This is a genomic window from Longimicrobiaceae bacterium (assembly GCA_035936415.1).
Taxonomy (GTDB): domain Bacteria; phylum Gemmatimonadota; class Gemmatimonadetes; order Longimicrobiales; family Longimicrobiaceae; genus JAFAYN01.
The window spans coordinates 1-11,609 of sequence record DASYWD010000120.1; the positions used below are offsets into that span (position 1 = coordinate 1).

The following is an 11,609-nucleotide window of genomic DNA, read 5'->3' on the forward strand; positions in this document are numbered from 1 at the left end:
CCACTCCGGCCGCGGGGCGTCGGCGGCGGGGAGGTCGGCGTGCTGGGCGACCAGGTGGGTGACGGTGTCGATCTCGGCGTTGGAGCAGCGGAGGCGGCGGAGCAGGTCGCGCGCGGCGGCGGCGCCGGCCCCGGCGTGACCGGCGTAGGCGAGGTCGCCGCCCGGATCCACGCGCGGCTTGCCGACGTCGTGCAGGAGGGCCGCGAGGCGCAGGAGGGGGCGGCTCCGGGGGAGGGCGTCGGCGGTGCGGAGGAGGTGGGTCCAGACGTCCTCGCCGCCCGCGTCCGGGGCGCCGACGCAGCGGGCCAGCTCCGGGTAGAGCTCGGCCAGGGCGCCGCTCTCCGCGTAGAGGCGGAGCGAGTCGGAGGGGCGGTGCACCTCGCGCAGCAGCTTGAACAGCTCCTCGCGGACGCGCTCGGGGGAGAGATCCGGGAGGTGGGGGGCGGTGGCGCGGGCTGCCTCCCAGGTGGCGGGGTCGACCTGGAGGCCGAAGCGGCCGGCGAAGCGCAGGGCGCGGAGCACGCGGAGGCGGTCCTCGCGGAAGCGCTCCGCGGGCTCGCCCACCGTGCGGAGCGTGCGGCGGCGCAGGTCGTCGATCCCGCCGTGGGGGTCGCGCACCTCGTGCGTGAGCGGGTGCCAGGCCACGGCGTTGATGGTGAAGTCGCGCCGCTCCAGGTCGTCCTCTACCGTGTCGGAGAACCGCACCTTCGCCCGGCGGCCGTCCGTCTCCACGTCCCGGCGGAAGGTGGTGACCTCGTACATCCGCCCGTCCTTCCCCAGCACCCCCACCGTCCCGTGCTCGATCCCCACCGGGATGGTGCGCCGGAAGAGGCGCCGCACGTCGCCGGGACGGGCGGCGGTGGTCAGGTCCCAATCGCCGGGGGCGCGCCCCGCCAGCGCGTCGCGCACCGCGCCGCCCACGGCCCAGGTGGAGAAGCCCGCCTCCTCCAGCACGCGGGCGATCCGGACCACCTCGTGCGGGGCGCCCAGGTCGGGGCGCGCGGCCTCGGACGGCATCACGCGAGCAGGGCCGCGGGCGGGAGCTCGCGCTTGTGCTGGCTCGCCAGGAAGCGGCGGCGGATCCGGGCGTCCGCCTCCGCGCTCCCGGAGCTCCCCTCCTCCAGGTAGCGGTCGATCTGCTCGTAGGTGATCCCCAGCTCCTCCTCGTCGGTCTGCCCCTCCCACAGCCCGGCGGAGGGCGCCCGCTCCACGATCCGCTCAGGGACGCTCAACTCCCGCGCCACGGCCCGCACCTCGGTCTTGGTGAGGTCGGCCAGGGGGAGGAGGTCCACCCCGGAGTCGCCATACTTGGTGAAGTACCCCACCGTCAGCTCCGCCTTGTTCCCCGTGCCCACGACCAGGTAGTTCAGCAGCGAGGCGAAGTGGTAGAGGGTCGTCATCCGCAGGCGGGGCTTGACGTTGGCGGTGGCGAGCACGGCGGCCTCGGGGCTGGTGGGCTCCAGGCCGGTGGCGTCGCGCTCGGCGCGGAAGGCCTCCTCCAGCGCCTGGAAAGCCGGGAGGAGGTCGGGGGCGATCACCCGCACCCCGAAGCGCTCCCCCGTCAGCCGACCCAGCTCCTCGTCCTCCGGCACGTTGCCGATGGGCATCACCACCCCCAGGCAGCGCTCCGGGCCCATTGCCCGGGCGCAGAGGCCGCACGCCACCGCCGAGTCGATCCCCCCGGACAGGCCGAACACGGCGCCCGTGGCCCCGGCGCGCTCCACGTGCTCGCGGATCCAGCCCGTGAGGCCCTCGACGAGGGCGCGGGGGTCTCTGCTCTTCTGCATCGCGTCTTCTCCGGGAAACGTGCGGCGCTGCGGGCACGGGCGAGCCGGTTGGCGATCCGTCCCCGTCCCGTTATGTTTATGGACACCTCCAGCCCCGGCAAACTATGGATCTGCAGACGTTTCTTCAACGCTCCGCCGCCACCGAGCCGTTCCGCGCGGCGGTGGGCCGCTTCCTCCGGGACGGGCGCCCCTGCGAGCGGGTGTCGTTCAACCAGCCGTCCCCGCCGGTGAAGGTGGAGCGCACGCTCACCCGCGTGCTGGAGGCCTACGCCGACCTCCCGGTGGAGCGCGTGGAGATCCACGCCGTCAGCGGCTGCGAGTTCTTCCGCGGCACGGCCACGATCCGCGCCGGGGGCGAGGAGCGCCGGGTCGACTTCGACTGGGACTGCCGCTGGCGCGCCGAGCAGCAGGGGTGGCGCGACTACTTCGGCTTCGCGGACCAGGGCCGCGCCGCGCGCGAGTTCGGGTACGACTGCTTCCGCAAGTGGGAGGAGGTCGGCGTCCTGGAGGCCAGGTAGCCGCCGGCCCCGCTGGAGGCACGATGCGCGAACGGCCGCCCCCTTCGGGGCGGCCGTTCGCGTTTCCGGACCGGGAGCGGGAGGCGTCCCGCCGGCTCACCACCAGGTCAGCGGCGGAAGGCGGTTCCCGAACTGGCTCATCTTCTCCACGTACCAGGTCGTGTAGACGCGGATCGCCCGGCCCCCGCCGTACGACTCGATCAGGAACATCTCCTCGGGCGCCATGGAGCGCAGCGCCTCCAGCCCCGCCGGCGAGTACGTGTCGTCGATGAAGACCGCGGGTCTCACGGTCCGCCCGCGCACGGTGGCGCAGTTGAACTCCGACTCGCCGGCGCCGCACGCCATGGGCCGGATCCCCGTGCGGGTGCCGACGATTTCGAAGACGCTGGGCGCCGCGCTGGCCAGAATCTCCTGCCGGTCCACCACGCGCACGCTCCGCGCCTCCGCCGCGCGGCGCACCTGGAAGCGGTCCGCGACCACCGTGATCCCCTCCAGCACCTCCGGGCGCGGGAGGATCCGCACGGTGAACATCGCGCCGTTCTCGGTGGCCTCCACCTCCTCCTCCCAGCGGGCGTACCCCAGCCCCGACACGACCCACTTCTGCGTCCCCGAGCGGATGCCGTTCAGCACGAACCGCCCCTGCGCGTCGGTGAGGACCTTCCGGCCCAGCGCGGGGATGCTGATGACGACGTCGCGGACGGGGGCTCCCGTGAGCGCGTCGAGCACCTCGCCGCCCACCGTGATCATCGCGGGCGCAGGCGTCCCCGGCGGAGGTGGAGGCGGCAGCGGCGTCTGCTGCGACCACGCGGGGGGCGCGGCGAGCGCACACAGCATCAGAGCGAGCGGGGCGGCCAGGGTTCGGATCCGGTGCGGCATGGGATCGTGTCCATCCGTGGAAGAGTTGCTGCGCGCCCGGCATGGGCCCGGGCGGAAGGGGCTTCGGTACGTGCGCGGGTCTACCCCGCTGCCCCCGGAGTGTTTCCCGGCCCGAGCCCGTACCGCTCCCGGAGCAGCTCCAGGTGGTGCCGCACGTGCCCGGCGGCGACGTAGGCGAGCGAGCGGGTGCTCACCGGCGCTTCGTTCGCGACGCCCCTGCGCTCCCAGGCGTCCTCCGGCATCCCGCGGAGCAGCGCCAGCGTGGCCGCGCGCGCCGCCTGGAAGTCGTCGAGCAGCTCCGCCAGCGGCCGCCGGTCCGACCCCGCGGCGGCGACGTAGGCGTTCTCGTCGAAGCCGGCGAGCGGCGTGGCGTCGCCGCGCCCGACACGCAGCGCGCGGTAGGCGTACACCCGCTCCGTGTCGGCCAGGTGGCCCACCACCTCCTTGACGCTCCACTTCCCCGGCGCGTAGCGGGCCAGCGCGCCCTCCTCATCCAGCCCCTCGCAGAGGCGGCGCAGCTCGGCGGGCTGGCCGGCGAGGAGACCGGGCACGTCGCCACCCGCCGCGGCGAGCGCCACGTAGCCGGCGTAGAACGACGCGTACTCGTCGGGGGCGGGGGGTGTCGCGAGCGGGTTCGTCATGGTCGGGATCGAGAGGAGCGGGAAGAGAAAGGGAGGGCGGGCGCTACTCGTCGTACCGCCCGCCCTCCACGGCGTCGCGGATCCGCTCCACGTCGCCGCGGAAGGCGCCGAGCGCCAGCATCAGCTCGATGCGCGCCTGCTGGCCGGTGAGGTGGTCGGCGAAGATCGCCCCCATCTCCCGCAGCTCGTGGCCGCCCCCGGCGTAGGCGTAGGTGTCGAGCACGCGCCCGCGGAGGGAGCGGGAGGTGACCACCACCGGCCGCCCCGCCTCCGTCCAGCGCCGCACCCCCGGCACCACGGCCGGGGGGACGTTCCCCCGCCCCAGCGCCTCCAGGACGATCCCGCGGGCGCCGCTGTCCAGCGACGCCTCCACCAGCCGGGAGTCCGCCCCCGCCACCGTCTTCACCAGGTCCACCGGCACCACCGGCGACTCCGGCATGAGCGAGGGCTTGCGGCGCGACTCGCGATAGTACAGGACGTGCCCCTTGTCCACGATTCCCAGAGGGCCCCAGTTGGGCGACTGGAAGGTGCCGAACTCCTCCGTGTGGGTCTTCACCACCTCGGCGCCCTGCACGATCCGCTCGTCCATCACCACCATGGTCCCCCGGCCGCGCGACTCCGGTGAGGCGGCCACCTGCACCGCGCTCATCAGGTTGATGGGGCCGTCCCACGAGAGCTCGGAGGAGCTGCGCATGGCCCCCGTGACCGTGACCGGCACCACCGCGGGAAGGGAGCGGTCCAGGAGGTAGGCGGTCTCCTCGATGGTGTCGGTCCCGTGCGAGACCACCACCCCGTCGAACCCGTCCTCCACGGCGCGGAGGATCTCCGCGCGGAGCGCCCACATCCGCTCGATCGTCATGTGCGGCCCCGGGAAGCGCCCGAAGTCCCGCACCTTCAGCTCGGCCACGCGCCCGATCCCGGGGACCAGCTCCACGATCTCCTCGCCGGAGAGCCGGGGGACGGCCCCGCCGCGCTCCGGGTCCAGCCGCATGGAGATGGTGCCGCCCGTGGCGATCAGCGCGATGCGGGGGAGCCGTCCGCCGCTAGCCACAGAGGACGCTCCCGCCGTTCACGTTGAGGATCTCGCCCGTGACGTGTCGCGCCAGCGCCGAGCAGAGGAAGACGATGGGCCCGGCCACGTCCTCCGCCGTGGCGATGCGCCCCAGGGGGATGGCCCGCTCGATCTCGGCCCGGCGCTCCGCCATTGGGCGCTCCACCATCTCCGTGTCGATCCACCCGGGCGCGACGCAGTTCACCGTGATCCCCCGCGGGGCCAGCTCCACGGCCACGCTCTTGGTGAACGAGATCACCGCGCCCTTGCTCGCCGCGTAGTCGGCGTGGAAGGCCTCCCCCCGCTGCCCCGCGGTGGAGGCCACCAGCACGATGCGCCCCCCGTCGGAAAGGAAGCGCGCCGCGAGCCGCACGGTGTTGAAGATGGAGGTGAGGTTCACCTGCATCGTGCGCGCCCACTGCTCGTCGGTCATCACGGCGATGCGCACGTCGTCGGGGATCCAGATCCCGGCGTTCCCCACGAACACGTCCACCCCGCCCAGCTCCACCAGCCCCCGCTCGAAGAGGAGCTCCGCCCCCCAGGGCGTCGCCAGGTCGCCGCTTTGCGCGAATGCCCGCACCCCCAGCCGCCGGATCTCCGCGACGGCCTGGTCCGCCTCCTCCTGGCGGTTCAGGTAGCCGATCCCCACGTCCGCCCCCGCCCGCGCCAGGAGGAGCGCCGTCGCGCGCCCCACCCCCCGCGTTCCCCCCGAGACCAGGGCCCGCTTCCCGCCGAGCCCCAGCAGCCTCATGCCAGCGTCCATTTCCCCCCCAGCTCCTCGGCGTGGTGCCGCTCCGTCTCCAGGATCTCGCGCAGCAGGCCCTCCGTGGCCCCGTCGGCGTCCAGGCCGAGGAGCGCCTCGTAGCGACGGACCTCCTCCGCCTCCCGCTCCCGCGAGGCGGATTCCCACCCCTCCAGGTCGGGCTCGCCGGACCGCAGCGCCGACACGTCGTCCGGGGAGGCGCCCAGCTCCAGGAGGCGGGCCGTCAGCCGGGAAAGGTGGTGCTGCTCGTCGGCGTGCAGGCCGTTGAAGCGCTCGCTGAGCGCCTCGTCCCCACGGTCCTCCGCGGCGGCGGCGAGGGAGCGGTAGAAGAGCGCCTGCTCCTTCTCGGCGCGGCGGGCCTCCTGCAGCGCCGCGGTGAGCGCGGCGGACGGGGCGGTTGGGTTCTGCATCGTCGGGCTACTGGCGGGCGGCGAGGCCGGCGCAGGGCTCGGCGCGCGCGGCGGTGAAGGTCCCCTGCACCGTCTCCCACTCGGTCGCGAGGCGGCGGACGGTGCGGGTCAGCGTGTCGATCTGGAAGGCGGTGTCGCGGGCGATCATCTGCACCCGGAAGCGCCCCCGGATCCAGGACGAGTCGGCGGAGACGACGCGCACCTCCCCCTCGTCCACCGTGAACGTGTAGGATCCGGTCGCCTCCAGCCCGCCCAGCTCCGGGCGCACCCAGAAGCGCCCCCCGGCGAGCGTGTCCCCCCGGTCCACCACCGCGTACGGCCCCGGCGCGGGGATGGCGGCGGTGTCGCGCCCCAGCACGAGGGCGACCGAGTCGCGCTGCGTCGCCAGCACCAGCAGGAAGTCGCCGCGGTCCGGGCGACGGCAGAAGGTCGCGTACCCCCGGATCTCCCCCTCCAGCGGACCCTCCAGGGTGGCGCTGAACTTCCCGGCGGGCCCGTCCGAGCACCCGGCCAGGGCGAGCATCCCCGCCAGCGCGGCGGCGACGATGCGGCGTGCGGAAAGCATCACGGGACCGGTGCGGTGGTGGGTGGACGGAGCGAGTCGGCGGGAAGCCGGGCGGCCAGCTCGCCCAGCCGCCCGGAGGCGCCCCAGCGCGCGGCGAGCGCCGCGATCCCGGCGGGATCCGCCTCCGCCTGCGCCTGGAACGCGTGCGTCAGGAGCGCGTCGGCGGCCAGGAGGGGGAGGGCGTCCTCGCGCCCCCCGCTCCCCCGCGCCACCCGCTCCAGGAGGCGCAGCGCCCCCGATGCCAGCGCATCGGGGACGGGGAGCGCCTCCCCGGGGAGGGCGGCCGCCATGGCGTCCAGGAGCGAGGGCGGGGCGTCCGCCAGCCGCTCCCGGACCCACCGCTCGGCAGCGGTCACGCGGGCGCGCCGGCCAGGAGCGGACGGACCGTCTCCATCACGCGGGCGAGCGCCTCCTCCACGCGAGCCGGGTCGGGGATCCCCCCCTGCGCCATGTGCGCCTTCCCGCCGCCGCGGCCGCCCACCGGCGCGGCCACCTCGCGGAGCAGCTGGTCCGCCCGAACGCCGCGCTGGATCACGTCGTCCGTGGCGACCACCAGGAGCGAGGCGCGCTCCCCCAGGATGGCCGCGAGCACCGCCACGCCGCTCCCGATCTGCTCGCGCAGGCGGTCCCCCAGGGCGCGCAGCTCGTCCGCGTCGGCCACGCCCACGGTGGCGGCGACGACGCGCACGCCGTCCACCGCGTCCGCGGCGGCCAGGAGCTGCCCCACCACGTCGGCGCTCCCCAGCGAGCGGGCTCGCTCCAGCGCCCGCTGGGCGTCGCGGAGCTCGTCCTGCAGCCCCTGGATGCGCGGGAGGAGGTTCTCCTCGCGGGTACGGAGGAGCCGCGCCGCCTCGCGCAGCGTGGCCTCGTCGCGGCGGACGCGCTCGAACGCCTGCGGCCCGGTGACCGCCTCCACCCGCCGCACCCCCGCAGCGACCCCGCTCTCGGAAACGACGCGGAAGAGGCCGATCTGGCCGGTGGTGCGCACGTGCGTGCCGCCGCACAGCTCCATGGAGCAGCCCGGGATCTCCACCACCCGGACCACGTCGCCGTACTTCTCGGAGAAGAGCGCCATCGCCCCGCGGCCGAGCGCGTCCTGGTACCCCATCTGGTGCGTCTGCACAGGGCGGTTGTGCCAGATCTCGCGGTTCACGATCTCCTCCACGCGCGACACCTCGTCCGGCGACAGGGGCCCGGAGTGCGCGAAGTCGAAGCGGAGGCGGTCCGGCGCCACCAGCGACCCCATCTGGTGCACGTGCTCGCCGAGCACGGAGCGGAGCGCCGCGTGCAGCAGGTGCGTGGCCGTGTGGTTGCGCTCGGTGTCGCGGCGCGTGGGCTCCTCCACCCGCGCCCGCACCGTGCCGGGCAGAAAGTCGCCCTCCACCCGCCCCACCACGGCGATGCGGCCGGAGACCTTCCGGACCTCGTCGACGTTCAGGGTCCACCCGTCGCCGTACACGTGCCCCTGGTCGGAGACCTGGCCGCCGCTCTCGGCGTAGAACGGGTTCTCGCGGAGCTGCAGCGCCGTCCGCCCGTCCTCCATCAGCCGATAGGCGAGCACCTCCGTCTCCAGCTCGGTGGCCCGGTACGCGGCGAACTCCTGCTCCGCGCCCTCCGCCCCCTCCACGGTCGTCCAGCCGTCCGCGAGGGCGTCCGCCTCCATCCCCAGCCCCGCCGCCGCGCGGTCCTCGCGGGAGCGGCGGCGCTGCGCCTCCAGCTCGGTCTCGAAGCCGTCCACGTCCACCCCGTAGCCGCGCTCGCGCGCCATCAGCTCGGTGAGGTCCGGCGGGAAGCCGAAGGTGTCGTACAGGCGGAACACGTCGCTCCCGGCCACCGTCCCGCTCCCGCCCTCCGGGGCGATCTCGTCGAAGCGGCGCATCCCCGCGTCCACCGTCGCCAGGAAGCGCTCCTCCTCCGCCCGGGTGTTGCGGACGATGTACTCGCGGCGCGCCAGCAGCTCCGGGTACGCCACGCCCATCCGGTCGATCACGGCCTCCACCACGTGCACCAGCGTGGGCTCGCGGCGGCCCAGCAGGTACGCGTGCCGCACCGCCCGGCGCAGGATGCGGCGCAGCACGTAGCCCCGCCCCTCGTTGGAGGGGAAGACCCCGTCCGCCAGGAGGAAGGCTGTGGCGCGCGCGTGGTCCGCCAGCACGCGGTACGAGACGCCCTGCGGCGAGTCGTACTCGTAGGGGATCCCCACCGTCTCCACCGCCGTGGCGATGACGTCGGTGAAGAGGTCGGTCATGTAGTTGGACTGCACCCCCTGGAGGACGGAGGCAAGGCGCTCCAGCCCCATCCCGGTGTCGATGGAGGGCGCGGGGAGCGGGTTCAGCGTCCCGTCCGCGTCCCGGTCGTACTGCATGAAGACCAGGTTCCAGATCTCCAGGAACTCGCCCAGCTCGCCGCTCGCCTCGAACTCCTCCCGGGTCACGTCGGTCCCGCGCCGGCCCTCCGGGCGCAGGTCGAAGTGGATCTCCGAGCAGGGGCCGCAGGGGCCCGTGTCGGCCATCTGCCAGAAGTTGTCCTTGTCGCCCAGGCGGAAGATGCGCTCCCTGGGGAGCCCCGCGATCTCCTCCCAGAGCGCCGCCGCCTCGTCGTCCGTGTAGTGCACGGTGGCCCAGAGGCGCTCCCTGGGGATGCCGAACTCCTCCGTCAGCAGCTCCCAGGCGAAGCGGATGGCGTCGCGCTTGAAGTAGTCGCCGAAGGAGAAGTTCCCCAGCATCTCGAAGAAGGTGTGGTGCCGCGCGGTGATCCCCACCTGCTCCAGGTCGTTGTGCTTCCCTCCGGCGCGGACGCACTTCTGCGAGGTGGAGGCGCGGCGGAAGCCGGGGTCCTCCATCCCCAGGAACACCTTCTTGAACGGGACCATCCCGGCGTTGGTGAAGAGCAGCGTCGGGTCGTCGGCGGGCACCAGCGCGGACGACGGGCGCACCGCGTGGCCCTGCCGCGCGAAGTAGTCCAGGAATCGGGAACGGATCTCGTCAGAGCGCATGAGGCGTCTCGGCTTTGTCGGGGTCGGTCGCAAGCGGGGTAACATAACGCGCCGCAGGGTGCGTTCTCAAGGCGGGCTGTTCCTGGCTCACGCGGCTCTGTACGGCGCAAGCAGGATCTCAACCGCAACGCGCGTCCGCTCCTCCAGCGTCCCGTCGCGCACCACGGCCCATACCATCCGCGCGCCGTTGGTCGCCACCTGGACGGCCTCCGCCAGCCGCGCGGGGTCCGCCGCTGCCGACAGCTCCCCCCGGGCGACGGCCTCCTCCAGCAGCGACCGGAGCGCGTCCCGCTCGGCCCGGAAGTACGCCAGCGCCGGCTCGTGGAAGTCCGGGTCCGTGAGGTCCATCTGGAAGAAGGCGAGGTGGTTCGCCAGCTCCTCCGGGGTGTGCACGTGCCTCCCCATCGCGGTGGCGAAGTCCAGGAGCGCCGCGAGGGGTCCGTCGTGCCTCCGGCGGATCGCCGCGACCTGCTGGTGCACCCCGCCCACCCCCGTGCGGGCCAGGGCTAGCAGGAGGCCGCGCTTGGATCCGAAGCGCTGCACCAGCGCGCCCGCGGTGATCCCCGCCTCGGCGCCAACGTCGGCGAGCGTCATGCGGGCCGGGCCCAGGCGGCCGATCACCCGCGTCAGGGCGGCGAAGATCTCCGCGTCGGTGGCGGAGCGAGGGCGTGGAGACATGGCTTGACGATAGCTGAACCGCCGTTTAGAATCAAGCAGCTAAACCGTCGTTTAGAAACCATGCTGGCCGGGAGGTCGAATGAAGCCGCTGCACGACAGGATCGCGGTGGTCGCGGGCGCGACGCGGGGGGCGGGGCGCGGGATCGCCTGCGCGCTGGGTGAAGCCGGCGCGACGGTGTACTGCACAGGCCGCAGCGTCCGGGGAAGCCCCGCCACCGGGAGCCGACCGGAGACCATCGAGGAGACGGCGGAGATGGTGACGGCGCGGGGCGGCCGGGGGATCCCGGTGCGGGTGGACCACACCGTCGACGACGAGGTCCGCGCGCTGTTCGAGCGCGTGCGCGAGGAGCAGGGCCGCCTGGACGTGCTGGTCAACGACGTTTGGGGAGGCGACGAGCTGGCGGAGCCCGGGCCGTTCTGGACCCATTCGATGGAGAAGGGGCTGCTGATGCAGGAGCGCGCCGTCTGGTCGCACCTGATCACCGCGCGCCACGGCGTGCCGCTGATGGTGAAGCAGCGCAGCGGCCTCCTGGTGGAGATCACGGACGGCGACACGCTGCGCTTCCGTGGCAGCCTTTTCTACGACCTGGCGAAGACGTCCGCCATCCGCATCGCCTTCGGGATGGCCCAGGAGCTCCGCTCGCACGGCGTAACCGCACTGGCGGTCACCCCGGGCTTTCTCCGTTCGGAGGCGATGCTGGACCACTTCGGCGTGACTGAGTCGAACTGGCGCGACGCCGCCGAGAAGGACCCGTACTTCGCGGAATCGGAGACGCCTCTCTTTGTGGGCCGCGCCGTCGCGGCGCTCGCCGCGGACCCGCAGGTGTGGCGAAAGGCCGGCGGCGTCTACGCCTCCTGGATCCTCTCCGACGAGTACGAGTTCGAGGACGCCGACGGCCGCTGCCCGCACTGGGGACGCTTTTTCGCCCCACGGCTGGATGCCGGCTGGGAGAAGCTGGTCGCCACCGTCCGCGAGGAGCTACTGCAGCGCGGCGCCGATCCCGACACCACCCTCCAGGCCGACCGCGCCGGGCTGACCCTCCGCGTCCGCATGGGTGGAGAGCACGACCTGTGGACGGTTCCGCTCAGCGAGGTGGACGTCCTCCACGGCAATCCGCGGCGGCTCGCCGCGATGCTGGCCACACGCGCCGCCACGGACGCGGAGACGCATGCCGGGAGGAGGTGGGGCTCCCCCGGAGAAATTCAAGCTGTCTGAGCGAAGCGAGTTTTTGAATTTCGGAGGGGGAGCCCCGCCGACGACCAACTCTCCGATGCCGCAGCCACCAAAGAAGCGCCTCCCGCGCGGGCATGGGCGGGAGGCGCTT

13 protein-coding genes are annotated in these 11,609 nt (G+C 73.8%); 2 read left to right on the forward strand and 11 right to left on the reverse strand.

Going from position 1 to position 11,609, the window contains the following annotated elements:
• The coding region (locus tag VGR37_04480) for a CCA tRNA nucleotidyltransferase (GenBank protein HEV2146652.1) at window positions 1–1,017 on the reverse strand (1,017 nt) is incomplete at its 3' end.
• A complete protein-coding gene (nadE, locus tag VGR37_04485) occupies window positions 1,017–1,787 on the reverse strand; it encodes an NAD(+) synthase (GenBank protein ID HEV2146653.1) in 771 nt (256 codons plus the stop codon). The genes VGR37_04480 and nadE, both read right to left, overlap by 1 nt.
• Window positions 1,788–1,891: 104 nt before the next feature.
• Between nadE and VGR37_04490 the strand changes: the two genes are divergently transcribed.
• Window positions 1,892–2,305, forward strand: a complete 414-nt coding sequence (locus tag VGR37_04490; protein ID HEV2146654.1) for a hypothetical protein — start codon at window positions 1,892–1,894, stop codon at window positions 2,303–2,305.
• A 96-nt stretch (window positions 2,306–2,401) separates the two neighbouring features.
• On the opposite strand, the gene VGR37_04495 is transcribed toward VGR37_04490, so the two are convergent.
• The 9 genes from VGR37_04495 to VGR37_04535 form a co-directional block, all read right to left on the reverse strand.
• Window positions 2,402–3,181 (reverse strand): carboxypeptidase regulatory-like domain-containing protein, encoded by a 780-nt coding sequence (locus VGR37_04495; protein ID HEV2146655.1) that lies wholly within the window; start codon window positions 3,179–3,181, stop codon window positions 2,402–2,404.
• Between the two features lie 80 nt (window positions 3,182–3,261).
• A complete protein-coding gene (locus VGR37_04500; protein ID HEV2146656.1) occupies window positions 3,262–3,822 on the reverse strand; it encodes a DinB family protein in 561 nt (186 codons plus the stop codon).
• A gap of 43 nt (window positions 3,823–3,865) precedes the next feature.
• Complete coding sequence (locus tag VGR37_04505) at window positions 3,866–4,873, reverse strand: asparaginase (protein ID HEV2146657.1); 1,008 nt, start codon at window positions 4,871–4,873, stop codon at window positions 3,866–3,868.
• Entirely contained in the window at window positions 4,866–5,636 is a 771-nt protein-coding gene (locus VGR37_04510; protein HEV2146658.1) for an SDR family oxidoreductase, read from the reverse strand. The genes VGR37_04505 and VGR37_04510 overlap by 8 nt, the downstream gene beginning before the upstream one ends.
• Window positions 5,621–6,046, reverse strand: a complete 426-nt coding sequence (locus VGR37_04515) for a ferritin-like domain-containing protein (GenBank protein ID HEV2146659.1) — start codon at window positions 6,044–6,046, stop codon at window positions 5,621–5,623. Before VGR37_04515 ends, VGR37_04510 begins: the two co-directional genes overlap by 16 nt.
• Before the next feature lie 7 nt (window positions 6,047–6,053).
• Window positions 6,054–6,611: a hypothetical protein gene (locus VGR37_04520; protein HEV2146660.1), complete on the reverse strand. Its 558-nt coding sequence runs from the start codon at window positions 6,609–6,611 to the stop codon at window positions 6,054–6,056.
• Window positions 6,611–6,967 (reverse strand): hypothetical protein, encoded by a 357-nt coding sequence (locus VGR37_04525; protein ID HEV2146661.1) that lies wholly within the window; start codon window positions 6,965–6,967, stop codon window positions 6,611–6,613. Before VGR37_04525 ends, VGR37_04520 begins: the two co-directional genes overlap by 1 nt.
• Complete coding sequence (gene alaS / locus VGR37_04530) at window positions 6,964–9,606, reverse strand: alanine--tRNA ligase (GenBank protein HEV2146662.1); 2,643 nt, start codon at window positions 9,604–9,606, stop codon at window positions 6,964–6,966. The genes VGR37_04525 and alaS overlap by 4 nt, the downstream gene beginning before the upstream one ends.
• 87 nt (window positions 9,607–9,693) lie before the next feature.
• Window positions 9,694–10,284: a TetR/AcrR family transcriptional regulator gene (locus VGR37_04535; protein HEV2146663.1), complete on the reverse strand. Its 591-nt coding sequence runs from the start codon at window positions 10,282–10,284 to the stop codon at window positions 9,694–9,696.
• 79 nt (window positions 10,285–10,363) lie between these two features.
• Here VGR37_04535 and VGR37_04540 point away from each other — a divergent pair, with 79 nt between their 5' ends.
• Window positions 10,364–11,500 carry an SDR family oxidoreductase gene (locus VGR37_04540; GenBank protein ID HEV2146664.1) on the forward strand — a complete coding sequence of 379 codons (1,137 nt, stop codon included), beginning with the start codon at window positions 10,364–10,366 and terminating at the stop codon, window positions 11,498–11,500.
• Window positions 11,501–11,609 lie beyond the last annotated feature (109 nt).

Excerpts from the sequence above, each read along its gene's own strand:
- nadE (HEV2146653.1), bottom strand. The coding sequence starts at position 1,787 with ATGCAGAAGAGCAGAGACCCCCGCGCCCTCGTCGAGGGCCTCACGGGC.
- VGR37_04490 (HEV2146654.1), top strand. The coding sequence starts at position 1,892 with ATGGATCTGCAGACGTTTCTTCAACGCTCCGCCGCCACCGAGCCGTTC.
- VGR37_04495 (HEV2146655.1), bottom strand. The coding sequence starts at position 3,181 with ATGCCGCACCGGATCCGAACCCTGGCCGCCCCGCTCGCTCTGATGCTG.
- VGR37_04500 (HEV2146656.1), bottom strand. The coding sequence starts at position 3,822 with ATGACGAACCCGCTCGCGACACCCCCCGCCCCCGACGAGTACGCGTCG.
- VGR37_04510 (HEV2146658.1), bottom strand. The coding sequence starts at position 5,636 with ATGGACGCTGGCATGAGGCTGCTGGGGCTCGGCGGGAAGCGGGCCCTG.
- VGR37_04515 (HEV2146659.1), bottom strand. The coding sequence starts at position 6,046 with ATGCAGAACCCAACCGCCCCGTCCGCCGCGCTCACCGCGGCGCTGCAG.
- VGR37_04520 (HEV2146660.1), bottom strand. The coding sequence starts at position 6,611 with ATGCTTTCCGCACGCCGCATCGTCGCCGCCGCGCTGGCGGGGATGCTC.
- alaS (HEV2146662.1), bottom strand. The coding sequence starts at position 9,606 with ATGCGCTCTGACGAGATCCGTTCCCGATTCCTGGACTACTTCGCGCGG.
- VGR37_04535 (HEV2146663.1), bottom strand. The coding sequence starts at position 10,284 with ATGTCTCCACGCCCTCGCTCCGCCACCGACGCGGAGATCTTCGCCGCC.
- VGR37_04540 (HEV2146664.1), top strand. The coding sequence starts at position 10,364 with ATGAAGCCGCTGCACGACAGGATCGCGGTGGTCGCGGGCGCGACGCGG.